General features: G+C 70.7%; 20 protein-coding genes. 9 read left to right on the top strand and 11 right to left on the bottom strand.

What is annotated here, in order from left to right; genetic code table 11:
- Positions 1 to 45 precede the first annotated feature (45 nt).
- A complete protein-coding gene (locus tag K6T50_RS08690; RefSeq protein ID WP_222606232.1) occupies positions 46 to 1,464 on the bottom strand; it encodes an MATE family efflux transporter in 1,419 nt (472 codons plus the stop codon).
- A 192-nt stretch (positions 1,465 to 1,656) separates the two neighbouring features.
- On the opposite strand from K6T50_RS08690, the gene lipA reads away from it, so the two are divergent.
- The 5 genes from lipA to K6T50_RS08665 all read left to right on the top strand — a co-directional run bounded on the left by lipA (position 1,657) and on the right by K6T50_RS08665 (position 7,783).
- The gene (gene lipA / locus K6T50_RS08685) at positions 1,657 to 2,601 is read left to right on the top strand and encodes a lipoyl synthase (protein WP_222606231.1); all 945 of its coding nucleotides are present in this window, start codon (positions 1,657 to 1,659) and stop codon (positions 2,599 to 2,601) included.
- Positions 2,602 to 2,885: 284 nt separating this feature from the next.
- Positions 2,886 to 4,001, top strand: a complete 1,116-nt coding sequence (pdhA, locus tag K6T50_RS08680; RefSeq protein ID WP_222606230.1) for a pyruvate dehydrogenase (acetyl-transferring) E1 component subunit alpha — start codon at positions 2,886 to 2,888, stop codon at positions 3,999 to 4,001.
- A gap of 4 nt (positions 4,002 to 4,005) precedes the next feature.
- A complete protein-coding gene (locus K6T50_RS08675) occupies positions 4,006 to 5,007 on the top strand; it encodes an alpha-ketoacid dehydrogenase subunit beta (RefSeq protein ID WP_222606229.1) in 1,002 nt (333 codons plus the stop codon).
- A gap of 3 nt (positions 5,008 to 5,010) precedes the next feature.
- Positions 5,011 to 6,678: a dihydrolipoamide acetyltransferase family protein gene (locus K6T50_RS08670; protein ID WP_222606228.1), complete on the top strand. Its 1,668-nt coding sequence runs from the start codon at positions 5,011 to 5,013 to the stop codon at positions 6,676 to 6,678.
- A 121-nt stretch (positions 6,679 to 6,799) separates the two neighbouring features.
- Positions 6,800 to 7,783: an ornithine cyclodeaminase family protein gene (locus tag K6T50_RS08665; protein ID WP_222606227.1), complete on the top strand. Its 984-nt coding sequence runs from the start codon at positions 6,800 to 6,802 to the stop codon at positions 7,781 to 7,783.
- A 47-nt stretch (positions 7,784 to 7,830) separates the two neighbouring features.
- On the opposite strand, the gene K6T50_RS08660 is transcribed toward K6T50_RS08665, so the two are convergent.
- From K6T50_RS08660 to K6T50_RS08645, 4 genes are all read right to left on the bottom strand, one after another.
- On the bottom strand, positions 7,831 to 7,983 hold the full coding sequence (locus tag K6T50_RS08660) for a hypothetical protein (RefSeq protein WP_222606226.1): 153 nt from the start codon (positions 7,981 to 7,983) through the stop codon (positions 7,831 to 7,833).
- 313 nt (positions 7,984 to 8,296) lie between these two features.
- The gene (locus K6T50_RS08655) at positions 8,297 to 9,901 is read right to left on the bottom strand and encodes a tryptophan--tRNA ligase (protein WP_222606225.1); all 1,605 of its coding nucleotides are present in this window, start codon (positions 9,899 to 9,901) and stop codon (positions 8,297 to 8,299) included.
- Positions 9,898 to 10,977, bottom strand: coding sequence for a tRNA-intron lyase (gene endA, locus K6T50_RS08650; RefSeq protein WP_222606224.1), 1,080 nt, complete (start codon positions 10,975 to 10,977; stop codon positions 9,898 to 9,900). Before endA ends, K6T50_RS08655 begins: the two co-directional genes overlap by 4 nt.
- A 186-nt stretch (positions 10,978 to 11,163) precedes the next feature.
- Positions 11,164 to 11,982: a DUF5806 family protein gene (locus tag K6T50_RS08645; RefSeq protein WP_222606223.1), complete on the bottom strand. Its 819-nt coding sequence runs from the start codon at positions 11,980 to 11,982 to the stop codon at positions 11,164 to 11,166.
- A 159-nt stretch (positions 11,983 to 12,141) separates the two neighbouring features.
- Here K6T50_RS08645 and K6T50_RS08640 point away from each other — a divergent pair, with 159 nt between their 5' ends.
- Positions 12,142 to 12,510, top strand: a complete 369-nt coding sequence (locus K6T50_RS08640; protein ID WP_222606222.1) for a universal stress protein — start codon at positions 12,142 to 12,144, stop codon at positions 12,508 to 12,510.
- Positions 12,507 to 13,067: a GNAT family N-acetyltransferase gene (locus K6T50_RS08635; RefSeq protein WP_222606221.1), complete on the top strand. Its 561-nt coding sequence runs from the start codon at positions 12,507 to 12,509 to the stop codon at positions 13,065 to 13,067. The genes K6T50_RS08640 and K6T50_RS08635 overlap by 4 nt, the downstream gene beginning before the upstream one ends.
- Before the next feature lie 52 nt (positions 13,068 to 13,119).
- Here K6T50_RS08635 and K6T50_RS08630 read toward each other — a convergent pair whose 3' ends face one another.
- The 3 genes from K6T50_RS08630 to pheS all read right to left on the bottom strand — a co-directional run bounded on the left by K6T50_RS08630 (position 13,120) and on the right by pheS (position 17,004).
- On the bottom strand, positions 13,120 to 13,566 hold the full coding sequence (locus K6T50_RS08630) for a universal stress protein (RefSeq protein ID WP_222606220.1): 447 nt from the start codon (positions 13,564 to 13,566) through the stop codon (positions 13,120 to 13,122).
- Between the two features lie 133 nt (positions 13,567 to 13,699).
- Positions 13,700 to 15,508 (bottom strand): phenylalanine--tRNA ligase subunit beta, encoded by a 1,809-nt coding sequence (gene pheT / locus K6T50_RS08625; protein WP_222606219.1) that lies wholly within the window; start codon positions 15,506 to 15,508, stop codon positions 13,700 to 13,702.
- Positions 15,508 to 17,004: a phenylalanine--tRNA ligase subunit alpha gene (pheS, locus tag K6T50_RS08620; protein WP_222606218.1), complete on the bottom strand. Its 1,497-nt coding sequence runs from the start codon at positions 17,002 to 17,004 to the stop codon at positions 15,508 to 15,510. The genes pheT and pheS overlap by 1 nt, the downstream gene beginning before the upstream one ends.
- 337 nt (positions 17,005 to 17,341) lie before the next feature.
- On the opposite strand from pheS, the gene K6T50_RS08615 reads away from it, so the two are divergent.
- Entirely contained in the window at positions 17,342 to 17,836 is a 495-nt protein-coding gene (locus tag K6T50_RS08615) for a DUF5518 domain-containing protein (RefSeq protein ID WP_222606217.1), read from the top strand.
- Between the two features lie 127 nt (positions 17,837 to 17,963).
- On the opposite strand, the gene K6T50_RS08610 is transcribed toward K6T50_RS08615, so the two are convergent.
- Positions 17,964 to 19,121 (bottom strand): NAD(P)/FAD-dependent oxidoreductase, encoded by a 1,158-nt coding sequence (locus K6T50_RS08610; protein WP_222606216.1) that lies wholly within the window; start codon positions 19,119 to 19,121, stop codon positions 17,964 to 17,966.
- 203 nt (positions 19,122 to 19,324) lie between these two features.
- Between K6T50_RS08610 and ilvA the strand changes: the two genes are divergently transcribed.
- Entirely contained in the window at positions 19,325 to 20,605 is a 1,281-nt protein-coding gene (gene ilvA / locus K6T50_RS08605; protein ID WP_222606215.1) for a threonine ammonia-lyase, read from the top strand.
- Positions 20,606 to 21,085: 480 nt separating this feature from the next.
- Here ilvA and K6T50_RS08600 read toward each other — a convergent pair whose 3' ends face one another.
- Together K6T50_RS08600 and rnz are read right to left on the bottom strand one after the other, a co-directional pair.
- A complete protein-coding gene (locus tag K6T50_RS08600; RefSeq protein ID WP_222606214.1) occupies positions 21,086 to 23,059 on the bottom strand; it encodes a DUF460 domain-containing protein in 1,974 nt (657 codons plus the stop codon).
- Between the two features lie 61 nt (positions 23,060 to 23,120).
- Positions 23,121 to 24,056 carry a ribonuclease Z gene (gene rnz / locus K6T50_RS08595; protein WP_222606213.1) on the bottom strand — a complete coding sequence of 312 codons (936 nt, stop codon included), beginning with the start codon at positions 24,054 to 24,056 and terminating at the stop codon, positions 23,121 to 23,123.
- Positions 24,057 to 24,163: the final 107 nt, after the last annotated feature.

Raw genomic sequence — 24,163 nt, 5'->3', positions numbered from 1 at the left:
CCGGTTCGGACGAGCGAACCGGTCCGATCCGCTCGTCCGAACCGATCAGTCGCCGGCCGCGGCCCCGGCGTCGCCGTCGCTGCCGGCGCCCTCGGCGGCCCGCTCGTGCAGTCCCCCGGCGGTCGAGTACCGGAAGTAGCCGACGAGCCCGACGGCGGCGACGACGTTCGAGATCGTCACCGCCCAGAAGGGCCCGAGCGCCCCCCAGCCGAGGACGAACGCGCCGACGGCGGCGACGGGCACCCGGACGGCCCAGTACTGGAGCATCGTCGAGTACATGCTCACGTCCGTTCGGCCGGCGCCGTTGAAGCCGGCCTCGACCGTCCAGATCGTCCCGAGCGCCCAGTAGCCGAGCGCGAGGATCTGGAGGTACGTGACCGTAAGCGTGAGCGCCTCGCCGGCGATCCCGGGGACGAACAGGGTGGCGACGGTCTCCGGCAGGAGGTACTGGACGACGCCGATCGCGCCGAGGCCGACCGCGCCGGCGCCGACGCCGAGCCACGTCGCCCGCGTCGCCCGGGCAGGCTTGTCGGCGCCGAGGTTCTGTCCCACGAGGGTCGTCCCGGCCGACCCGATCGCCGCCGCGGGGACGAACACGACCGTCGCGATCCGGGCGCCGATCGTGTACGCCGTGAGCGCCGCCGCGCCGCCCGTCAGCGACACGATCGCGACGACCACGAGCCGGGCGACCTGTCTGGCGATCCCCTGCCCGACCTTCGGCGCGCCCACGGAGACGAGCTCGCGGAACTCCCCGCGATCGAGGCCGACGGCGTCGAGGTGGAAGGTGAACCCTCGGTGGCCCGAGCGTGCGGCGGCGATCATGACGAGGGCGCCGACGCCGAACCCGATCGCCGTCGCGTAGGCGGCGCCCGCGATCCCGTACCCCGGGATCGGCCCGTAGCCGAAGATGAGCAGCGGGTCGAGGCCGATGCTGATCCCGATCGACAGGAGGTTGACCAGGAGCGGGGTCCGGGAGTCGCCGGCGCCGATGAAGCCGTACTCGAACACGTCGCTGACGGTCGAGACGGTGTACGCGATTGCCATCGTCCCGAGGTAGATCGCGCCCATCCGGGCGACCTCGGGGCCGGGGTCGAACAGCGCCGTGAGCTGGCGGCCGAACGCGTTCGCGACGAGCACCATCGCGAGCATCACCGCCACGCCGGCGACGAGCGCGTGGAACACCGCGCGGCTCGCCCCGCGTTCGTCGTCGTCGCCGACGCGCTGGGAGACGAGGACGTGTTCGCCGGTGAACACCCCGCTCACGACCGCGGTCATCAGCCCGATCAGCGGCGCCACGAGGCCGACGGCGGCGACCGCCTCGCCGCTGAGGCGACCGAGCCAGAGCACGTCGACGATGCTCTGTGCGGTGACCGCGAGCTGCTGGGCGACGATCGGGATCGAGAGGAACGCGAGCGCTCTCCCCAGCCGCCCGTCGGTGATCTCCTCGGGCGAGACGTCGAACATTCGCGAGTCTGTTCCACACTCTTAGCGATATAATAAATCCCTGTCGGTTCAATCTGTTATCACATTCGATGCGTGGAATCGACCGTCGGATCCACGCGCCGGCGGCTCGAACCGCATCGGATCCGAGTCGCGGGCGGACCAACTCGACGGGGTATACCGCACGCTTTTGCCCCCCGCGACGAACGACGAGGTATGAGTAGTCGGCGGCGGAAGCCGGACTGGCTGAAGATGCGCCCGCCCTCCGGGCGGCGCTTCACCGAGATCAAGTCCATCCTCCGCGACCGCGGCCTCCACACCGTCTGTGAGGAGGCGAACTGCCCGAACCTCGGGGAGTGCTGGTCAGGGGGGAGCGGCCCCGGCGACGGGCCGGGGACGGCCACGTTCATGCTGATGGGCGACCGCTGCTCGCGCGGGTGCAACTTCTGCGACGTGGAGACCGGCGGGATGGAGCCGCTGGACCCGGACGAACCCGCCAACGTCGCCGACGCGGTCGCGGAGATCGGGCTGGACTACGTCGTGCTCACCTCCGTCGACCGCGACGACCTCGCCGACGGCGGCTCGCGTCACTTCGCGGAGACGATCCGCGCGATCAAACGCCGCGATCCCTCGATCCTCGTGGAGGTGCTCATCCCCGACTTCGGCGGCGACCCAGACGCCGTCGACCGGATCATCGACGCCGACCCGGACGTGATCGCCCACAACATCGAGACGGTCGAGCGCCTCCAGTGGCCCGTGCGCGACCGCCGCGCGAACTACGAGCAGACCCTCGACGTGCTCGAACGCGTGAACCGCGAGTCAGAGATCCACACGAAAACCAGCGTTATGCTCGGGCTCGGCGAGTACGACCACGAGGTGTACCGCACGCTGCGGGACCTCCGGAACGTCGACGTCGATATCGTCACGCTCGGGCAGTACCTCCAGCCGTCGCGCTCGCACCTCGACGTGTTCGAGTACGTCCACCCGGACGCGTTCGACACCTGGGCGCGCGTCGCCGAGGAGGAGCTCGGGTTCCTGTACTGCGCCTCCGGACCGATGGTCCGGTCGTCGTACAAGGCGGGCGAGTTCTTCGTCGAGGCGCTCGTCCGCGACGGGGCGACGATCGAGGAGGCGCGCGAGGCCGCACAGGCGGCCGACTGATCCCCCGCTGTTCACGACCCCCGCTCTCACGTCCGACGCGTGCGATGTCGTGCCTCGTGCTAGCGAACAGCATGCATTAACGATTGTAAAGAACTCCGTCTCCTTTTCGGCCGTTCACAAAGCAACCTCGGGGATACACGAAGAAATACGTACGAACATCCGGTTCATTCGAGGGAGATTCGACGCCCTGCCAATTCTTGGCAGTATTTCTGTCCACAGTAAACTATTTACGAAAACACTATCAGGCGGGACGGACAGCGTTCTGGTATGCGAAGGTGGGTACCGTGAGCACGCTCGAGCGCGACCCCGGCGACGGGATGGTTCAGGTCCTCGACGAGGAGGGCGGCGTCGTCGGCGACGTCCCGGACCTCTCCGAGGAGGAGTTCGTCGCGATGTACCGCCACATGAAACTCGCCCGCCACTTCGACGAACGGGCGGTGTCGCTCCAGCGGCAGGGGCGCATGGGGACGTACCCGCCGCTGTCGGGACAGGAGGGTGCGCAGGTCGGCTCCGCGTTGGCGCTGGCCGAGGACGACTGGATGATCCCCTCCTACCGCGAACACGGGGCGGCGCTGGTCCGCGGCCTGCCGCTGAAACAGACGCTGCTGTACTGGATGGGCGACGAGCGCGGGAGCCTCATCCCCGAGGACGCGAACGTCTTCACGCCCGCGGTCCCCATCGCGAGCCAGGTCCCCCACGCGACGGGGATGGCCTGGGCGGACAAGCTGAAGAACGACGGCGACACCGACCGCGCGTTCATCTGCTACTTCGGCGACGGCGCGACCAGCGAGGGCGACTTCCACGAGGGGTTGAACTTCGCGGGCGTGTTCGACACGCCGAACGTGTTCTTCTGCAACAACAACCAGTGGGCCATCTCGGTCCCGCGCGAGCGCCAGACCGCCAGCGAGACCCTGGCACAGAAGGCGGTCGCCTACGGCTTCGAGGGCGTCCAGATCGACGGCATGGACCCGCTGGCCGTCTACAAGGCGACGACCGAGGCGCTGGAGAAGGCGAAGAACCCGGGCGAGGGCGAGCGCCGTCCGACGCTGATCGAGGCGGTCCAGTACCGCTTCGGCGCGCACACGACCGCCGACGACCCGAGCGTCTACCGCGAGGACGAGGAGGTCGAGAAGTGGAAGGCGAAGGACCCGATCCCGCGGCTGGAGCGGTTCCTCCGGAACCAGGGCGTGCTCGACGACGAGCGCGTCGCCGCGGTCGAGGAGTCCGTCCGCGAGGAGGTGGCCGACGCCATCGACGCGGCGGAGTCGACGGTTCGGCCGGACCCGTCCTCGATGTTCGAGCACGTGTTCGCCGAGCAGACCCCGGAGATCCGACGGCAGGCCGAGGAGTTCGCGCGACTGCGCGAGGAGTACGGCGACGACGCGTTCGTGGAGGAGTGAGATCATGAGCACGCAAGAGCAAGAAGCCACGCAGAACCTGACGCTGGTACAGTCGGTCCGCGACGCGCTCGCGACCGAGATGGAGCTGGACGACGACGTGCTCGTCATGGGCGAGGACGTCGGCAAGAACGGCGGCGTCTTCCGCGCCACCGAGGGCCTGTACGACGAGTTCGGCGAGAACCGCGTCATCGACACCCCGCTGGCGGAGTCGGGCATCATCGGCACCGCCGTCGGCATGGCCGCGATGGGCCTGAAGCCGATCCCCGAGATCCAGTTCTCCGGGTTCGCCTACCCCGGCTTCGACCAGATCGTGAGCCACATGGCCCGGCTGCGCACGCGCTCGCGCAGCCGCTACACGCTCCCGATGGTGCTGCGCATGCCCTACGGCGGCGGCATCCGCGCGCCCGAGCACCACTCGGAGTCGAAGGAGGCGTTCTACACCCACGAGGCCGGGCTGAAGGTGGTCATGCCCTCGACGCCGTACGACACCAAGGGGCTGCTCATCTCGTCGATCCGCGACCCCGACCCGGTCGTGTTCATGGAGCCGAAGCTCATCTACCGCGCCTTCCGTGGCGACGTGCCCGAGGGCGACTACGAGGTACCGATCGGTGAGGCGAAGACCCGCCGTGAGGGCTCGGACGTGTCCGTGTTCACCTACGGCGCGATGACCCGCCCGACCCTCGAGGCCGCCGAGGAGCTGGCCGAGGAGGGTATCGACGCCGAGGTCGTCGACCTTCGCACCGTCTCCCCGATGGACCGCGAGGCCATCGTCGAGTCGTTCAAGAAGACCGGCCGCGCGTGCGTCGTCCACGAGGCGCCCAAGACGGGCGGGCTCGCGGGCGAGATCACCGCGACGCTGCAGGAGGAGGCGCTGCTGTACCAGGAGGCGCCGATCAAGCGCGTCACCGGCTACGACGTGCCGTACCCGCTGTACGCGCTGGAGGACTACTACCTCCCGAACGCGGCGCGAGTCGCCGACGGTATCAAGGAGGCCGTGGAGTTCTAACCCATGGCCGAGAAGGAGTTCAAGCTCCCCGACGTCGGCGAGGGCGTCGCCGAAGGGGAACTCGTCAACTGGCTGGTCGCCCCCGGCGACACGGTCACCGAGGACCAGCCGGTCGCGGAAGTCGAGACCGACAAGGCGCTCGTGGAGGTCCCGTCCCCGTACAACGGGACGGTGAAGGAACTGCACGCCGAGGAGGGCCAGATGGTCCCCGTCGGCGACGTGATCATCACCTACGACGTCGACGAGGACGGCGAGGAGGACACCGCCGCCGCTGCCGACGATGCGGGCGAGTCCGAATCCGGATCCGAACCGGTCGCCGACGCGGACGCTGACGCCGGCACCGACGCGGACGCGGACTCCGACGTCGACGCCGGTGTCGACGCCGACGCCGACGCCGACACAGCCGACGAGGCGCCCGCGCCCTCCTCGGGCCGGGTGTTCGCGCCCCCGTCCGCCCGACGGCTCGCCCGTGAGCTCGGCGTCGACATCGCCGCCGTCGAGGGGAGCGGCCCCGGCGGCCGCGTCACCGAGGGCGACGTGCGAGCGCACGCCGAGTCGGACGGGACCGAGGACGTCGCCGAGGGCGACTCCTCGGGCCCGAAATCGGTCGACATCGAGAACACGCGGTCGGCCGTCTCCGAGGCGGGGGACGCCGGCGCCGCCGGCGACGCCGATGCCGCCGCGGACGACACCGCGCCGTCGCCGGCTCCGTCGTCCGTCGAGGCCGCCGGACGCGACCGCACGCTCGCGGTGCCGGCGACCCGCAAGGCCGCGGAGGACGCGGGCGTCGACCTGAACGATGTGCCGACCGACGAGACGCGCGACGGCGAGGCGTTCGTGACGGCCGATCAGGTCCAGCAGTACGCGCAGGCCGTGACGGAGGCGAAGGCCGCGGAGTCGGCCGCCGGCGCCGACGACGCCGGCGCGTCCGCCTCCGCCGCCGCGTCGGGCAACGGCGCCGCCGCGGGCTCCCGCGAGCCGGAGTCGGTGCCGTACCGCGGCGTCCGCCGCACCATCGGCCAGCAGATGGAGACCTCGAAGTACACGGCGCCGCACGTCACCCACCACGACACCGCCGTCGTCGACGAGCTGGTCGACGTGCGCGCGAGCCTGAAGGAGCGCGCCGCCGAGCGCGACGTGAAGCTCAGCTACATGCCGTTCGTGATGAAGGCGCTCGTGGCCGGGCTCAAGGAGTTCCCGTACCTCAACTCCGAGCTCCGCGAGGACGACGAGGAGATCCTCCTGAAGAAGGAGTACAACCTCGGGATCGCCGTCGCGACCGACGCGGGCCTGATGGTCCCCGTCGTGAAACACGTCGACGAGAAGTCGATCCTCGAACTCGCCGACGAAGTGAACGACCTCGCCGCGCGCGCCCGCGAGCGGAAGGTCACCCGCGAGGAGATGCAGGGCGGAACCTTCACGATCACCAACTTCGGCGCCATCGGCGGCGAGTACGCGACGCCGATCATCAACTACCCCGAGACGGCGATCATGGGGCTCGGCGCCATCGACGAGCGCCCCGTCGCCGAGGACGGCGAGGTGCGCGCGGCCCACACCCTCCCGCTGTCGCTGTCGATCGACCACCGCGTCATCGACGGCGCCGAGGCCGGCCGGTTCACGAACTTCGTGATGGAGCGGCTGGAGCGCCCAGAGCTGCTGCTGTTAGAGTAAGTTCGGAGCCGTCGTCCCCTTCTCACGTCGTCTTGCCGCCCCGCTGCCACGCCATCCCGCTGCCCTGCCGTCGTCGCCCGTCCGAGGAAACACCGAAGTCCCGCCGCGTCGACCCCCGCGTATGCACGTCCTCGACGACGACGCGGTCGCCTCGCTGCTCTCGCTTGAGGCCCTCCTCCCGGTGATCGAGGAGGCGTTCCTGAAGCAGGGCCGCGGCGAGGTGGAGCGTCCCGAGCGACCGCATTTCCCGGTCGGCGAGGGGCTCGACGGCCGCAACGAGCCCGCGGGCACCGGGCTCGCGATGCCGGCGTACGTCCACGGCGACCCGGCGTACGCGACGAAGCTCGCGTCCGTGTTCCCCGGGAACGCCGACCCCGCGGTCGACAGACCGACGGTGCAGGCGCAGGTGCTGCTCACCGACGCGTCGAACGGCGCCCCGCTCGCGCTGTTGGCCGGCGAGCGCATCACCAACGCCCGAACGGGCTGCATCGGTGGGCTCGCGGCGCGGGAGTTGGCCGCCGGATCGGGTCCGGTGGACCTCGCGGTGATCGGCGCCGGCCAGCAGGCGCGCTGGCAGACCCGCGCGATCGACGCGGCCCGCGGCGTCGACCGGGCGCGGATCTACTCGCCGACGCCCGATTCGCGGGAAGGCTGCGCGGCGGACCTCCGGAGCGAGGGGATCGCCGCCGAGACCGTCGACACGGCGGAGGCGGCCGTCCGCGACGCAGACGTGGTCGTCACCGCGACGACCAGCGAGACGCCGGTGTTCCCGGGCGAGGCGCTCGCCGACGGCGCGCTGGTGATCGCCGTGGGCGCCTACGAAGCGTCGATGCGGGAACTCGACCGCGCGACGTTCGAGCGGGCCGACCGAGCCTTCGCTGACGTTCCCGAGGAGGTCGCGGCCGTCGGCGACATCGTCGACAACGAGGTCGACCCCGCGCGGCTGACGCCGCTGTCGGCGGTGTTCGAGGGCGAGGCCGGCCGGGAATCGGCCGACGAGCTGATCGTCGTCGAGAGCGTCGGCTCGGCGGTGTTGGACACGGCGACCGCGAACTATCTGTGGGGAGAAGCGAGCGAGGAGAACGGGGTGGAGGTCGCGTTCTGACCGCGGAGTGTACTGGAGGCGCGTTGCCGCCGGCCGGGGCCTGCAGGCTATTCGTCGTCGCCGCTCTGGATCGTCGAGATCGTGAGCCCGTATGAGGTGCCGCACGCCTCACAGACCGCGACGGTGCTGACCTCCACGTCGCCCCCGCGCGTGAAGTCGGACACCTCCTCGCCGCACTCACACTCGAACCGATATTCCATCTATCCCGTCTATCTCAGAACGAAAACATACTTCTTTCGGTCCAAATACGGGATCTGACTCCGTCGCCGCCGGGATCCGTCGCCTCGCTCGCGTTGCTCGCTCGACGACGCTATTCTTCTGGGCGGCTCGCCCACAAGCTCGCCGTTCACGAGAGCGAAGCTCTCGTGAGCTCACAAGACGCTGCGCGTCTTGTGAACGCCGTTCTCCGAGGTCTCACTCGCTCCGCTCGTTCGACCTCGCTATCGTTCTGGGCGGCTCGGCACGAGGACCTCGCCGCCGTCCTGCCGAGACGCTCGCTCCGCTCGCGTCTCGCTACTCCTCCTCGTCGCCGGGGATCCCCCGCCGCGAGGCGTCGACGTCCAGGTCGATGTCCAGCTCCGCGAGCAGCTCCTTCGCCTCCTCGCGCTTCTCCTGGTGGTCCGCGAGGAACTCCTTCATCAGCGTCGCCGCCTGCTCCTTGCAGTCGCCACAGAGTCGCTCGCCGCCGACGCACTCCTCGTACACCTCCTCGGCGAAGCCGTCGTCGTCGTTCGCCAGCAGGTACGCGTACAGCTCGTACACCGGGCACTCGTCGGCCTCGCCGCCGAGCTCGCGCTGCTTCTCGGCCGTCTCCCGGCCGCCGGTCGTCGCCGACTTCACCTTGTCGTACCCCTCCTCGGGGTCGTCGAGCAGCGAGATGTGGCTCGCCTCGATCGACGAGGACATCTTCCCGCCCGTGAGGCCGGTCATGAACCGGTGGTAGATCGAGGAGGGCGTGTGGAAGCCGAAGCCGCCGTTGTCGACCTCGACCTCGCGGGCCAGCTCCTCGGCGTCCTCGCGGTCCAACTCGAAGGAGTCGATGTGGGCGTCGAAGACGCGCTTCTCGCCGGGAACCGCCTCGATGAGCGCCTCGAAGGCGGCCTCGTCGGCGTTGCGGTCGAGGAAGCGCGTTCGGGGGCGGAGCGGCTCCATCCCGGCGTTCTCCAGCTTCTCGACGGCGCCCGCGCGGGCGGACTCGAACTCGGCGTCCACGTCGGCGTCGGCGAGCCACGCGGCGGCGTCCTTACACCGCGGCGTCTCGGGGTCGTCGGCCCACGCCTCGCGTTCGTCGTGGGCCCGGCGGACGAGCACGCGTTCGGCGGCGTCGAACTCCGGGCTGGCGAACGCCTCGGTCACCTTGAAGTAGCGCGTCTTGCGCGCGATGTCCCGCGAGAAGCGGACGTGCGGGTCCTGGTCGGGGCCGACCGGGATGACGGTCGGCTTCGGCTCGTCCAGCTGCGGGTAGAGGATGTCCGCCATCTGCGTGACGACCGACTGCATGTGCGAGACGGAGGTGCCGCCGTCGAAGCCGTAGATCGACTCGAACTCCGCGAACCGGGCGTTCGACCCCAACTCGAACGCGAGGTCCTGCAGCCGGCGGTTCGTGGACTGGCGGTACAGCTCGCCCTCTTCGGCGTCGAACCCGAGCGCGAGCAGCGAGAGGAGGTAGTCGCGGGCGTGCTCGTCGATCTCCTCCCACGTCATCCCGCGGGCGGAGTGGGCCTCCAGGTCCGCGATCAGGCCGTAGGTGTCGGCGCCCTGCTCCTGGTGGTAGATCAGCTCGTCGAACACGAGCTTGTGGCCGATGTGGGGGTCGCCGGTGGGCATGAACCCCGAGAGCGCGGCGGCGGGCTCGTCGTTCGCGAGCGCGCGGGCGACGGCGCCGTAGTCGCGGTGGCCGAAGATGACGCCCCGGCGCATGAGGTAGTGCGGCTCGGGCACCTCGTCGATGATCTCCTCGAACGCCTCGATGCCGAACTCCTCGAACAGTTCGCGGTAGTCGGCGACGGTCGCCGAGCCCCACGGGTCGAGCGCGACGCCACCGTCAGTTCGCGCTCGGTGCTCCTCGTTGTCGGCTTCGTCGGTGCCCCGTGCGGGGCCGGTGTTGTCGTCGCTCATGGGGTGAGTCGCTCGACCGTCAGGTAGTCGTTCGAGTCGTCGCCGGCGAGCGCAAAAACCATTCGCTTCCGGACCCCGCCGGCCAGTCGCACGTCGAGCGCCAACTCGCGGGGGTGGAAGCGGTGGTCCGGCTGCACCACCCGGACGAGTCGCTCGGAGTGCGGGAGGTCCGTCACCGTCTCCACGGCGTCGTAGGTCCGGAAGTCGGCGCCGAACTTGTAGCCGGTCTTGGGGACGACGCCGCGGTCGCGAAGCTCGCGATACACCGACAGGCGGCGGTCGAACCGCTCGCCCTCGACCGCCCGCCCGCGCTCGATCACCGCGTCGGCGTCGAGGGCGACGGCGCCGCGGGCGGCCAGGTCGGCCGCCTCGACCAGCGACAGCTGGAGGGCGTCGACGTCGGCGTCGTCGCGTCCGGAGATCGGCTGGCCGTAGAACGCCGACTCGTACAGGTCGACCGGCGGCGACCAGCAGACGACGCGGTCGTCGAGCAGGTCGGCGTCGAGGTCGTCCGGTAGGTCGTACTCGGTTCGCCCGTCGAACCCGCCGTCGGCCGTGCACGCGAAGTACGACACCTCGCTCTCCTCGTCGACGACGGCGAGCGTTCGTCCCCCCAGCGACGCTGCCGCCAGCTCCTCGCGCTCGCCGACGACGCGGACGCGGTGGGCGACCGGGCCGCCGGGCTTCTCGCCGCGCTCGAACACGAGGATGTCGGCGTCGTCGTGGCGACCGTCGGAATCGTCGTCCGTGTTGTCCGCGCCGGCGTCGCGTCCGTCCGCGCTCCCCGGCCACCCCGCACGGGCGGGGGCGAGATAGAAGCCCCGCTCGCGCAGGTCGGCGTACACCAGAAACCGGGCGGCGAAGCCGGACTCGCCGGCGACGCTGTCGCGGAAGAACGCCCGGAAGTCCATCCCGGAGACCGAATCGATGTCGCCGCGATACAGCAGATGGGCCGCCTCCACCCGTGCGAGGGTCACGTCGGGTCCCGACGCACGGCCGTACCCCCGGGCGTCGTGGAACCGCTGGCGCGCATCGCCCGCTGCGCGGACCACGTCGCCGTCGAGTGTCGCGTTCATTGTGTGTACCGGCGGGTGGTTCGGGTATAGGGGCTGTGGTCGCTCGACACGTCGTGTCACGGCGTTGTCCGGAACGGCCGCTCCCCGGTGCTCGCTTCGGGAGCGAGAACGCTACTCCCGTCGGGGGCTACTCCCGCGAACCCTCGTCAAATCAATCGACCGGACGGGACGACACGCGCCGACCGATCACGGCTCGTGGACGTGGCCGCACTCGGGGCACTTGACCTCCTCGCCGCGCACCTCGGCGCTCGCCTCGCGCACGTCGCGCATCACCGAGGAGATCTTGTCCTCGGCGGCCAGCTCCTCCTCGACGGCGAGGTCCGCGCCCTCGACCTCCAGCAGGAACTTCGCGACCTCCGTCGACTCGTACATCACGTCGTCGAGGTCCTCGGCGGTGAAGAACCCGGACATCGCGCCGTAGAGGAAGGTGGCACCCGCCTTGCGCACCTTCTCCTCGAAGGACGCCCGCGCCTGGTTCACCGCCTGCGGGGTGTACGTGTCGGTCATGAACGGGACGAGCCGCGGGAGGTTCTCGCCGATCTTCGTCATCTCGACTCCCGTCTCCGTCCGGAAGTCCGAACACAGCCGCGCGATCGCCCACTCGCGGGCGGTGACGTAGGTGCGGTCGCGGAGGAACTCGTTGACGCGGTCGTACTCCGCCCGTTCCATCTTCTGGAAGCGGTCGTACTTCGCCACGTCGTCGGGCACGTCCTCGGGGACGCCCTCGCCGGCGTCGGCGCCGACGTCCGGTCCGGGGACGGACCCCGACGCGTCCGCTGTCGCTGCGGACTCGTCGGCCGCCACAGACTCGTCGGCCGTGGCCCCGTCCGCCGTCACGGACTCGGCGTCCGCGCGTTCCTCGTCGGTCGCCTCCTCGCGCTCCGGGGACGCGCCGACGACACCCTCGGCGGCGCCCTCGCCGACGTCGGTGGCCCGCTCGTCGATGTCCTCGGCCGCGGCCGCGTCGGCGTCGCCGCCGGCCTCCTTGCCCGCGTCGTCGGTCATGGCGCCCCGTAGCCGAGCGACGGTGAAAAACCCGTCCCCCACGCGTCCGACGGACGGCGGACGGCCGCCGGGTGGCCGGCACCCGCACGCGGGGTGACGGCGTCCGCCCGCGGCGGCGTCGGCGGCATGCTTTTGTCCGGCCCTGCCGACCGTCGGCGCATGAACGTACTGCTGGGCATCGGCGGGAGCGACGACTCCCTCCGGGCGCTCGAGGACACCGTCGAGCGGGCGAAGGCCACCGGCGACGACCTCACGGTCGCGGTCGTCGAGAACCCCCAGGCCGACCGCACCCCCGAGGAGGTCGAGGATCGCGTCCGGACGGTGCTCGCGGAGGCGGGCCTCGACGCCGACGTGCGCCGCGTCGAGGGCGACGCGGGCAGCCAACTCGTCGCCATCGCGGAGGACGAGGGGTTCGACATGATCGCGATCGGCGGGGGCGAGACCAGCCCGATGGGGAAGATCAACCTCGGCAGCATCGCGCAGTTCGTCCTCCTGAACTCCCACGTCTCGGTGAAACTGGTCAGATGAGCGGCGACCGCGTCTACCCCGACGAGCCGGCCGGCCCGTTCGAGGCGCCGCCGCTGTCGTTCGTCGACCGCGAGGGCCGCGACATCGAGATCCGGCCGTATCCACCCGACGCCGACGGCGAGGCCGGCGAGGAGGAGTTCGAGGCGCTCGTGGAGATGTACACGGCGTTCGACCCGGCCGACCGCGCACAGGGGATCCCCCCGGGCCGGGAGTCGGACGTGCGCTCGTGGCTGGAAACGATCCTCGGCGACGACGGCTACAACGTCGTCGCGTGGGACGGCGACACCGTCGCCGGCCACGCCACGCTCGTCCCCGACGGCGAGGCGTACGAGCTGGCGATCTTCGTGCTGCAGGCGTACCAGGGCGCCGGCATCGGCACGCACCTGATGAAGGCGCTGTTGGGCCACGGCGCCGCGAACGACGTCGACAAGGTGTGGCTCACCGTCGAGCGGTGGAACCGCGCCGCGGTCGGCCTCTACAAGAAGGTCGGCTTCGAGACGAGCGACGCCGAGTCGTTCGAGCTGGAGATGACGGCCGTGTTGGCGGATCCGGCGTAGGCGCCCGCGCGTCGCTTCCGGGTGTAGCGCCCGTTCTCTCGCGTCGATCAGGTCACACCGACAACACGGGCTGACTCGCGTACAGCAGCACGTACTCGGCGGCCTTCTCCAGCACCTCGCCGGGCTCGCCGGTGAGCGGCTCGCGCGGGATGACGATGAAGTCGGCGTCGATGTCCTCGGCGGTGTCGAGGATGACCGATCCGGGGTGGGTAGTCTTGCGCTTCGTCGAGAAGCCGTACGCGATCGAACTCGACACCTCGACGCCCTCCGCGTGGGCGAGATCGCGGACCGTGTCGGTGAACGCCTCTGTGTCCTCGGCGATCTCCGACTGGTCGACCATCTCCTCCTCGATGGCACGGACGACCTCCTCGCCGAGCACGTACACGGCGTGGACCTGCGCGTCGTACCGCTCGGCGACGGCGACGGCGTACTCGACCGCCGTCAGTGACTCGTCGCTCCCGTCCACGGGGACCAGTACGCGTTCGACGGTCAGGCTCATACGGGTGCCTGCGGCGGATGACGTGAAAGGTGTTCCCCTCGCCCGCGCCGCGATCGGCCGCCGTCCGCGGGTTCGGATGGTCGTTTCCCGCCGTCGCGACGGGCACATCGCCGGCGGCGCCGGCGCCGAGAGACTACGCCAGCGCCGACAGCGAGAACTCGAAGGCCGCGACGGGGACCTCCATGTCCCGGTCGACCAGCACCTCGGGGTGGAGTTCGCCCACGACGCCGACCTCGTCGCCGTCGATCACGACCGCGGCGACGCGCCCGTCGAGGAAGCTCGGGTGCTCCGTCGCGGGCGTCTCCAAATCGGCGTCGAAGTCGTCACAGACCGCCTGGAGGCGCGCCTTCGCGTCCTCGTAGGTGGCGTCGGTGCGCGCGAGCGCGCCGGCGACCCGGTAGTCCTCGGCGACGCGGGTGTTCACGTCGTCGTCGCGGTGGGCGACGAAGCCGACCTCAGCGAGGTCCTGCGGGTAGCTCCGGTGGGTGTTGTTCTCCAGCACCTGCACCAGCGAGGGGAGCGCCCACGTGCGCAGTTGGGTATAATCCTCGCTGTACGGGCTGGTGATCTCCGCACGCGGCTCGGCGCCCAGCGGCGCCTCCGACAGGTCGGCGCCGGGGTCGCGCTCGTCGAGGCGCAGCCGGTCGTAGTTCTCCTCGGCGGAGGTCATGTGGAAGTTCAGCATGTCCTCGAAGCCGAGGCCGACGAGGCTCGTGCGCACCGCCCGCTCCAGCCGCGAGCGCTCGTGGCGCCCGCCGATGGTGCCGATGTCGGGGTAGGTCGGCTCCAACTCGTTGAAGCCGTACGCCCGTCCCACGTCGTCGACCAGGTCCAGCGGATGGAGCACGTCGACGCGGTACGGCGGGATCTCCACGTCGTAGACGGTCTCCTCCTCGCCCAGACTGTAGGCGGCGTCGAGGCCCGAGCGCTCGAACAGGTCGACGACCTCCTCGCGCTCCAATTCGATCCCGAGCATCGTCTCGATGCGCTCGTGGGTGACGGACTTCTCGTCGGTGTCGAGGTCCGGCCGGATCAGTTCGGGGCCGTACTCGTCGGGGTACGTCGCGCCGTCCGTGTAGTCCACCTGCACCTCCTCGACGGTGCCGCCGCGCGCCGAGAGGGCATAACAGAGGATGACGCACATCTTGTCGATGGTCCACTGGTCGGTCCCGGTCAGTTCGATGAAGAGATCGCGGGATTCGGTGTCGACCTCCGTGCGCTTCCCGTTGATCACCGGCGGGAACGAGAACAGCCCGAGCTCGTCGTATATCGCGGGGTATCGGTCCAGATCCTCGACGAGATCGGCGTACGTCTCGCCGGTGTCGTGCTCCGCCAGCACCTCCGCGGGCGTCATCTCCGCGTTGGCGTCCAGCGGGACGAACCGGTCGCCGTCGGGCTCGACGCCGCGGTAGGTGATCGTCTTCTCGGTCGCGCCCAGATCGGCGGTGGCGGCGTCGATGGTGCCGGAGGGCTCGGATTCCTCCGTCAGAGCTTGGCCCTTCAGCATCGTGAGGTCGTGGACGCCGATGGCGCCCTTCGCGCGGCCGCGCCCCATCGTCGCGTGCAGCTTCTCCTGCAGCTGGATCAGCGAGTCGAGGCCGGACTCGCCGAGCTCGACGCCCCGGACGACCGCGCCCGTGACGTACGGGCGCTCGTCCGGGACGGAGGGGTCGACCTCGATGGTCCAGCCGGCGTCGTTCGTGTTCGGGACGTACACGCCGCGGTCGGCGCCGTACTGGTAGCGCAGCGACCGAGCCACCCCCTCGACCGAGAGCCGGTCGAGGCGATCGGGGCCGAACTCGAACTGGAGCAGGCCGTCGTCGGTGTCGCCCTCGTACTCCAGCCCGAGCGCGAACAGGTCCTCCTTGAACTCCTCGTCGCTTTTGTTCTCCTCGCCGGTCAATCCTCGAAGCTCGTCAGTGTCGATGTCGACGACTGGCATCAGTAGGTCACCTCCGCGTTCCGCAGGAACTCCAGATCCGCCAGCGTGCCGTGCAGGTCGCGGATGTCCTCCGCGCCCGTCGTGAGCATCGCGAGCCGTTCCAGCGCGAGTCCCCACGCCATCACGTCGCAGTCGATCCCGAGCGGTTCGAGCACCTCGTCGCGGAACATCCCCGAGTTCCCGATCTCGATCTCCTCGCCCGTCTCGGGGTGCTCGCCGAACAGCTCGAAGCTCGGCTCCGTGTAGGGGTTGTAGTGCGGCTTGAAGCGGATCTCCTCGATCCCGAACTGCCGGTAGAACTCCTCGAAGGTACCCATGAGGTCGCGCACCGAGAGGTCCTCGGCCATCACCCACCCCTCGATCTGGTAGAACTCCAGCAGGTGGGTGGCGTCGAGCGTGTCGTTGCGGTACGCCTTCTGGACGGAGAAGTACCGCTTCGGGGGCTCCAGGTCCGCGTTCGCGTACCCCGAGAGGTAGCGCATCGACAGCGACGTGGTGTGCCCGCGCAGGGCGATCGCCCGCGCGAAGTCCTCCGACCACGGCGAGTGGTAGCCGTCGCCGTCCTCGCCGACGCCGTCGCGGTGGGCCGCCTCGACGCGGTCGACCAGCCCCTCGGGGAGGTCGGCCACCGGCGGCACGTCGAGCGCGAAGCGGTCCCAGTGGGTGCGCGCCGGGTGGTCCTGCGGCATGAACAGGCAGTCGTTGATCCAGAAGTCCGCGTCGGCGTGCGGGCCGTCCATCTCCTGGAAACCCATTCCCACCAGCACGTCCTTCACGCGCTCGGACATGCCGCGGAGGACGTGTTCCCGGCCGCCCTCGACGGCCGGCGCGTCCGCCTCGACGGTGTACTCGGCGAACTCGACGTCCTCCCAGTCGCCGCTCGTGAGCAGTTCGGGCGTGAGCCGGTCGACGGTCTCGGCGGCCTCGACGCCGGCCATCAGCGCGTCCACGCCGTCGTCGGTGAGCGTGACGGAGCGGACGGTACGCTCGTCGAGTTCGACGAGGCCGCGGCTCTCCAGTCGGTCGAGCAGGGCCGCGTCGTCGACGGCCTCGTCCGCAGCGAGCGCGTCGAGCGCGGCGGCCTCGTCGTCGTCGTCCGGGTCCGCGTCCTCGTTCGCCGAGACCTGTCCGGAGTCGACGACGCCGTACCCCTTGCGGGCGTAGTTGGCGAGCGCGATGTCGACCTCGGGACCCTCCAGCCCGGCGGCGCCGACCGCCTCGCCCATTCCCACGTCGCCGCCGGCGTCGCGGGCGGCGCGGAACAGGCGGACCTCGGGCAGCCCCTCGTTCCGGTAGGTCTCGCCCTCGTCGGTGAGCGTCGCCGACTCCTCGACGCGCTCGTCGACGGTGACGAGCCCCTCGTCGCGGAGGTCGAAGGCGGCACGAGTGACCGTCTCGGGCTTCAGGTCCGTCTCGGCTGCGAGCTGTTCGATCGTCTTCGCGTCGGTCGCGCTGGCGGCCTCCAGCAACGCGACCTGCGCCTGTGGGAGTCGCATTCGGTTGTGTTCGTGTCCGATCGGTCGGTGGTTAGTCGTGTCGTTCCGGCCTCGCGCCCTCGGACGGAAGCCGGGCGATGCCCGCTGGGGCGACCCGCATCGGTTTCACGCGGCGGCGACCCCTCGGCCGCCGCCGCGCTCCGCCGGGGTCAGCGGCGCGGGAAGAAGAAGCCGGACCCGTCCCCGTCGGTGGTCGGGTGCGGTGCCTGCGTCGTCGCGGCGGGTCCGGTCGCCATATCGGGGAGACGGACCGGGGTCGACTAAAGCGTTCGGTCGCTGCGGAGTGATAGCTCTGCACGCAGCGCTATTTATTCGATCGGCGACCGAACTACCGGGTATGTCCTCATCAGATATGACCGCCCTGAAGCACGCGGCCATCGGCGCCGCGGTCTCGCTCGTGACGTTCTTCCTGCCGTTCTCCCCGGTGATCGGCGGGGGCGTCGCCGGCTACCTCCACGGCCCCGACCGAACGGAGGGCGCCAAAGTCGGCGGGCTCTCGGGCCTGCTGGCCGCGGTTCCGGGCGCCGTCATCGCGACGCTGATCGCGTCGGTTTTCGTCATCGTCGGCCCCGGCCAGCGCTCGGGGCTGCTCGTCGCGTTCGCCCTGTTCCTCGTGCTCCTGCTGGTCGGCGCGCTGTACGGGGGCGCCCTCGGCGCCGTCGGCGGCCTCGTCGGCGCGCTCCTCAACGAGGAGTTCGACGGGCCGAACTCGACGCCGGCGCGAGCAGGCGACCCGACGACGCTCCGTGACGACCGGTCGGAGTCCGATGACGAGCCCCGTTCGGAGTTGACGGAGTTCGACGATGCGATCGGGGAGCCGAACCGGAGCTAAGACTGCGAACCGGGCCCGCGAGCACGACCGACTCGGCTCGCCACATGAGGTATCCGCCCCTGCGACTTCCTCGACTGGCTCGTTCCCGCATCCCCACCCCCATCCGTAGCCGTGCCCGCGCGCCGCGTTACGCCACGTTCTGCTCGACGAGCAGGTCCCCGTCCTCGAACCGGTCGCGTCCGAGCCCGGACACGTCGACCGTGGACGCCTCGCCGTCCAGCACCAGCTCCGCGACGACCCGCGCCGTCGCCGGCGCGTGCTGGAAGCCGTGACCCGAGAACCCCGCGGCGGTGACGACGCCCGGCACGGACTCCTCGACGATCGCGTGATGGTCGGGCGTCACCGCGTACAGGCCGGCCCAGCCGCCAGCGAGGCGGCTCTCGGGGCCGAAGTAGTCCGCGAACGCGCCGACGCGCTCGATCGCCTCGACGGCCCAGTCGGTGTCGGGCGTCTCCGAGAAGCGGTCTGGGTCCGTCACGACCGGGTCGGCCTCCGCGAAGTGGCCGCCGACGAGCGCGCGGCCGTCACGTTCGGGGCGGAAGTGCGCGGTCGTGTCGGCGTCGATGACCAGCGGATCCGACTCCGGAACCGGCCGCTCGGGCTCGACGACGGCCGTCTGGCGGCGGTGCGGGACGATGGGGAGGTCGTAGCCGGCGGTCTCGGCCAGCCGCGGCGCCCACGCGCCGGCGGCGTTGACGACGGAGTCTGCAATGAGGGGGTCGGCGTCGTCGTCCGCGAGTTCGACTCGGACGCCCGACTCCCGGGGATTCAGTCCCGCGACGGGCGTGTTCGTCCGGATCTCGACGCCCACCTCGCGGGCGGCGCCGGCGTACCCCTGGAGCGCGAGGTGCGGGTCGGCGAAGCTGTCGGTCGGACAGTAGGTGCCGTCGACGAACTCCTCGGGGCGGAGGCCGGGGCACAACTCGGCGGCCTCGTCGGGATCGACGAGGCGGCTCTCGACGCCATACTCGCGTTGCATGGCGACCTGCTCGGCGAAGGCGTCGGCGGTGTCGCCGTCGCGGGTGCAAAAGAGGTAGCCCGTCCGCCGGCGGTCGATGTCGACGCCGAAGCGCTCCTCGAAGGCGTCCCACACCTCGATCGAGGCGACGGAGAGCTCGACGTTGACCCGGGTGGAGAACTGCGCACGGATGCCGCCGAGCGCGCGGTCGGTGCTGCCGGCGCCGAGGCTCCCCCGTTCGAGGAGCGTCACGTCGGCGCCGCGGGCGGCGAGCTCGTACGCGCTGGCGACGCCGACGATTCCCCCGCCCACCACGACGGCGTTCATACCGTGTGGTGTGTGAACGCGGGTATTGGATGTTCGGGCTGTGAGCCGCTCGTCGGATCCCGCGCGGTCCGACCTCCGACCGGACGACTGGGCGACGGCTCCGGGAGGGCGGCCTCGGCGGTGCCGGCCGGAGCGACGACGATCGGCGGCCACCGATCCACGCAACTTTTGCACACTCACGGAGACGCCCCCGTCAACCAGCCATGTCCGATCCCGTCACCGTCACCGACATCCGGCGGGCGCGCGAGCGGTTCGACCCCGACATCGTCCGCGAGACGCCCGTCGAGCGCTCCCGGTCGCTCTCGGAGATGAGCGGCGCGGACGTGCGCCTCAAGATGGAGCACCTCCAGCGCACGGGCTCGTTCAAGACCCGCGGCGCCTCGACGAAGATCGCCGAGATCGCGGACGCGGGCGAGGGTGAACGGAGTGAGCCCTCGAAGCGAACGGCGAGCGACGTGAGCCGTGAGCACGGCGACGCCGAGCGCGTCGTCGCCGCCAGCGCCGGCAACCACGCCCAGGGCGTCGCGCTCGCGGCGACGAACGCCGGGATCCCGGCGACGGTCGTGATGCCCGAGGACGCCCCGCAGGCGAAGGTCGACGCCACCCGCGGCTACGGCGCGGAGGTCGTCCTCCGCGGCCGGGAGTTCCAGGAGGCGGTCGCGCACGCCCGCGACCTCGCGTCGGAGCCCGGGTCCGTCTTCGTCCACGCGTACGACGACCCCGCCATCGTCGCCGGGCAGGGCACGCTCGGCCTCGAACTCGCCGAACAGGTCCCCGACCTCGACACCGTGATCGTCCCCATCGGCGGCGGCGGCCTCATCGCGGGGGTCGCCACCGCGCTCGCGGCCGTCGCCCCCGAGGTCCGCGTCGTCGGGGTGCAGGCCGAGGAGGCCGCGACGGTGCCCGAGAGCCTCGACAAGGGCGAGCCGGTCGACCGCGAGCACACCCGGACCATCGCCGACGGCATCGCCACCGGCGGCGTCGCCGACCTCACCTACGAGCTCATCGAGCGCCACGTCGACGAGGTCGTCACCGTCAGCGACGACGAGATCGCCCACGCCGTCCTCACGCTGCTTCAGCGCGCCAAACAGCTCGTCGAGGGCGCCGGCGCCGCCAGCGTCGCCGGCCTCCTCTCGGGTCGCATCGACGTAACCGACGAGACGGTCGTGCCGCTGCTGTGCGGCGGCAACATCGACATGTCGCTGCTCGACACCGTGCTCGAACACGCGATGACCGACCGCGACCAGCTCCTCCGGCTGCGCGTCCGCATCGAGGACGAACCCGGCGAGCTGTCGACGCTGTCGACGGTCCTCGCGGACCGCGGCGCCAACGTCTGCCACGTCCGCCACGACCGTGCCGTCGAGGACCTTCGCGTCGGCGAGGCGTACCTCGTGTTCGAGGTCGCGACGGCGGGCCGCGAGCACGCCGGCCAACTCCTCGATGCGATCCGCGACCGCGGCTACGAAGTCACTCGCGTCAACTGACACGTCCGCCGGGCCGGTCGTCGAAACGATCACTCGATTCGTGGTAACGAGTCTCACTCCACCCGAAACGGAGGGGTTCGCGGGGGTCGAGAAAACGACTCCACGATATATCAGAATTAGGAATTCGTTTCAAGTTGTATGACTTCTGACCGACGAGCGACTGACGAACGACGGACATCGGTCGGACTTCGACGGTTGTCGGTGCCGGGAGCGGCCGCCGCCGCCGCGCGCTCGGCCGGCCGGCGGCACGTTTCGGGTCCGGGTCCGCAACCCCGTCGCTTCGGACGGAACGGCGGTTGCCGACGGCGCTGTTCGCAGGTACTTGCCGCCGGTACACGCGATCCGTTTCATATCTCCGACATCGGTTGTGCCGTCGTTCACTGCGTTCGGTCGCTCTTCGCTCACTCCGCGCCGCTCACTAGGTCCGCTCCGCCTCGCCTGCTCACGGCTCACTCCGTTCGCCGTTCACGTATCGAGGCCTCACGTCCGTTCGGCCTCGCCCGCCCGATGCTCGGAGATGATCTCGTCCACCATCTCCTCGGTCTGCTCGCGCTCGCGCGCCGCGGCCCGGTCCTCCCAGTCGTCGATCACCGCCTCCACGTCGCTCTCGCGGGCGACCGCCAACTCGTCGACCTCCTGCAGCGTCACGTCGTCCGCCGGACCGACGGGGATCTCGTGTTCGAACAGCACCTCCTCGGCGATGTCCGAGAGTCCCCCGTTCCGGAGGATCACCCGCGGCTCCGTCTCCGCGAGCCGCTCGGCCGTGGCCCGGCCGGCGCCGGAGGCGTCCCGGAGGTAGATCACGTCGCCGGCGGCCAGTCCGTACTGCTCGTCGGCGTGCTCGATCGCGCGCTTCGTGAACTGCTCGACCGCCTTCACGGCTACCAGATCGCGTCCCTCCGAAACGTCCGCGAAGTTGTCGTGGTCCAGCTTCCACAGCGTCTTCATGCGCGCGAGTTTCTCCTCGAGCTCCTCGACCGTCTCCTCGGCCTCGTCGCGTTCGCGCTCCAGGCGACTGTTCTCGCGCCGGATCCGCGTGACCTCGCGGTCGCGCCGGGCCTCCAGTCGCTCCTCGTGCCGGGCGTCCGACAGCTCCTCCTCCAGGTCCTCGATCTCGTCGTCCTTCTCCTCGAGTTCGTCCTTGAGGTCCTCGACGTGCGACTGGAGGCGGTCGACCTGGGATTCGAGGTCCCGGATGCGCTTCTCCTCGTCGGTGAGTTCGCGCGGTTCGGGCCCGGACTCCTCGGCCTCCTCGCCGTCGTCGTCCCGGAGGTCCGACAGCGCCCCCTCGACGGACTGCTCGTCGGCGACGACGCGGGCGATCACCTCCGCGCGGTCGATCCCCGCGGGGGTCTGCCGGCCGACGCGCTCGAACTGGTCCTCGTGGTCGTCGAAGGCGAAGAGGGCGGCCGCGAGCGCGTCGCGCTCGTGGTCGTTGTCGTACGCCTCCTCGCGCGTGCGATGGAGCTTCTCGTCGACCGGGAGGTCCGACTGGGGCGTCCAGCCGGCGGCGTCGAAGCTCCGCCGGAACCGCTCGACGGTCTCGGGCATCGGCGTCACGTCGGCGGCAACGATCACGGGCCGGCCGCGCTCGATCAGCCACTCGATCACGTCGGCAGTGTCGGCCGTCCGCGTCGAGTGCACGTCGAAGACCGTGCCGTCGAGGCCGACGACGGCCGCCGCGGTGGTGGTGCCGGGGTCGATACCGACGATCACGCGGTCCCGGCGCTTGACGAGCGGCTCGAACTCGATGCCGTCGCGGCGCTCGCGCTCGATCTCGACGCGGGTGTCGCCGGAGCGATGGGCGCTCACCGGGATGTCCTGCGGCCGCGCCGACACCGAGAAGACGGCGTTCTGGTAGCCGCCGTACTTCTCCGTGATGTCGACCTCGTAGTCGAGCCCCGCGTCGTCCAACGCCGACTCGACCTCCCGGGCGCGCCGCTTCACGTTGCCGTGGATCCGACGGGTGTAGCGGTCCTGGCTCCAGCCACCCTTACCCGTCGAGCGCCCGCGGGACACCTTCACCGTCGTCGTGTCGGTGAATGCGGTCACCTCGTAGCCGACGTTCGCGGCCGCGAGGCGGGCGCTCGCCTCCGCCTCCTTCATCGGCTTCTTCCCGTACGGGACGCCGTGACGGGAGGCGACCCGCGAGAGCGGCTCGGGCCGTTCGGCGCCGGTCACCTGCACGAGCGACGTTTCGTGGGGGAGCGCCCGCAGGAACCGGACGAGGTCGTCCTTGTCCGCGGCGAGTTCGTAGGCGTTGTCGGTGGCGACGACGGCGGGCTCGTCGGCCTCGATCCGCCGGCGGAGCTTGCGGTGGGAGACGACGTCCCGCTCGATCGACTCGCCGTCGAAGACGACGAGCGCGTAGGAGGGGGCGTCGCCCCGGATGTCGCCGCTCTGGATGTCGACCCCGAACACGAGGGAGTCGAGCGCGCTCGTCCGGGCGTTCACGCCCGCGCCTTGGCGGCTGTCGCGTAAAAACTCCGCGCTGGTCGTTCGTCGGCGACGCCGCTCACTCCCCGTCCGCGTCGGGGTACGGCACCTCGACCCGGTCGCCGTCGTCGGGGAACCACACCTCGCCGTCGAACGCGTCGGCGGCCTCCCGTTCCAACTTCCCCGCCCGTCCAGCGTACCGCGAGGAGAGGTGCGTGAGCGCGAGCCGCTTGGCGCCGGCGCGTCCGGCGATCCGGGCGGCCTCGACGGCCGTCGAGTGGGCGGTCTCGCGGGCGCGGTCGGCGTCCTCGTCGAGGAACGTGGCGTCGTGGACGAGCAGGTCAGCCCCCTCGGCGGCCTCGACGGTCGCGTCGGCGGGCCGGGTGTCGCCGGTGTAGACGACCCGCCGTCCCGGTCGGGACGGCCCGACGACCTGCTCGGGCTCGATGACGCGGCCGTCGTCCAACTCGACGGACTCGCCCTCGTGGAGCTTCCCGTACGCCGGCCCAGGCGGAACGTCGAGCTCCTCCTCGGCCTTCTCGCGGTCGAAGCGACCCTTCCGGTCGTCCTCGACGAGCGCGTAGCCCACCGAGGAGGTCCGGTGATCCGTCTCGAACGTCCGGATCTCGTACTCCGCGCGGTCGAGCGCGACCGACCCGGGACGCTCCTCGTGGACGGTCACCGGGAAGCTCGGGTCGTGGCCGGCGGCGTGGACCAGCCCCTTGAGGTGGCGTTTCGACCCGGGCGGCCCGTGGATCGCCAGCGGCGCCTCGCGGTCGTTGAAGTCGAGGCTCTGGATCAGCCCCGGGATCCCGAGCACGTGGTCGCCGTGGAGGTGGGTCACGAACAGGTGCGAGAAGCCGAAGCCGGTGCCGAAGCGCATCATCTGGCGCTGGGTCCCCTCCCCGCAGTCGAGGAGGAACTCGTCGCCCTCGCGGTTCAGGTACAGCGCGCTCGGCGCGCGCTCTACCGTCGGCACCGCGCCGCTCGTCCCGAGGAAGGTGACCCGGATCATACCCGGGAGTGGAGGTGCCGACGGTGAAACGCTGTCGGAGCGCGCCGCAGCAGCGCCGCGACCACGTCGCCGCCCGACTGACTGCGCCCGCGGGGACCGACATCGAA

The organism is Halobaculum magnesiiphilum, assembly GCF_019823105.1.
GTDB lineage: Archaea > Halobacteriota > Halobacteria > Halobacteriales > Haloferacaceae > Halobaculum > Halobaculum magnesiiphilum.
Note: the sequence above shows the minus strand (reverse complement) of the source record. Positions and strands in the feature narration are given on the sequence as shown.

Bases quoted from the DNA above. Each gene is read 5' to 3' on its own strand.
- ilvA (WP_222606215.1), top strand. From the start codon at position 19,325: ATGTCCGATCCCGTCACCGTCACCGACATCCGGCGGGCGCGCGAGCGG.
- pheS (WP_222606218.1), bottom strand. From the start codon at position 17,004: ATGCGACTCCCACAGGCGCAGGTCGCGTTGCTGGAGGCCGCCAGCGCG.
- K6T50_RS08645 (WP_222606223.1), bottom strand. From the start codon at position 11,982: ATGACCGACGACGCGGGCAAGGAGGCCGGCGGCGACGCCGACGCGGCC.
- lipA (WP_222606231.1), top strand. From the start codon at position 1,657: ATGAGTAGTCGGCGGCGGAAGCCGGACTGGCTGAAGATGCGCCCGCCC.
- K6T50_RS08640 (WP_222606222.1), top strand. From the start codon at position 12,142: ATGAACGTACTGCTGGGCATCGGCGGGAGCGACGACTCCCTCCGGGCG.
- K6T50_RS08670 (WP_222606228.1), top strand. From the start codon at position 5,011: ATGGCCGAGAAGGAGTTCAAGCTCCCCGACGTCGGCGAGGGCGTCGCC.
- K6T50_RS08655 (WP_222606225.1), bottom strand. From the start codon at position 9,901: ATGAGCGACGACAACACCGGCCCCGCACGGGGCACCGACGAAGCCGAC.
- K6T50_RS08615 (WP_222606217.1), top strand. From the start codon at position 17,342: ATGTCCTCATCAGATATGACCGCCCTGAAGCACGCGGCCATCGGCGCC.
- K6T50_RS08610 (WP_222606216.1), bottom strand. From the start codon at position 19,121: ATGAACGCCGTCGTGGTGGGCGGGGGAATCGTCGGCGTCGCCAGCGCG.
- K6T50_RS08630 (WP_222606220.1), bottom strand. From the start codon at position 13,566: ATGAGCCTGACCGTCGAACGCGTACTGGTCCCCGTGGACGGGAGCGAC.
- K6T50_RS08665 (WP_222606227.1), top strand. From the start codon at position 6,800: ATGCACGTCCTCGACGACGACGCGGTCGCCTCGCTGCTCTCGCTTGAG.
- K6T50_RS08675 (WP_222606229.1), top strand. From the start codon at position 4,006: ATGAGCACGCAAGAGCAAGAAGCCACGCAGAACCTGACGCTGGTACAG.
- K6T50_RS08635 (WP_222606221.1), top strand. From the start codon at position 12,507: ATGAGCGGCGACCGCGTCTACCCCGACGAGCCGGCCGGCCCGTTCGAG.
- K6T50_RS08690 (WP_222606232.1), bottom strand. From the start codon at position 1,464: ATGTTCGACGTCTCGCCCGAGGAGATCACCGACGGGCGGCTGGGGAGA.
- pheT (WP_222606219.1), bottom strand. From the start codon at position 15,508: ATGCCAGTCGTCGACATCGACACTGACGAGCTTCGAGGATTGACCGGC.
- rnz (WP_222606213.1), bottom strand. From the start codon at position 24,056: ATGATCCGGGTCACCTTCCTCGGGACGAGCGGCGCGGTGCCGACGGTA.
- endA (WP_222606224.1), bottom strand. From the start codon at position 10,977: ATGAACGCGACACTCGACGGCGACGTGGTCCGCGCAGCGGGCGATGCG.
- K6T50_RS08660 (WP_222606226.1), bottom strand. From the start codon at position 7,983: ATGGAATATCGGTTCGAGTGTGAGTGCGGCGAGGAGGTGTCCGACTTC.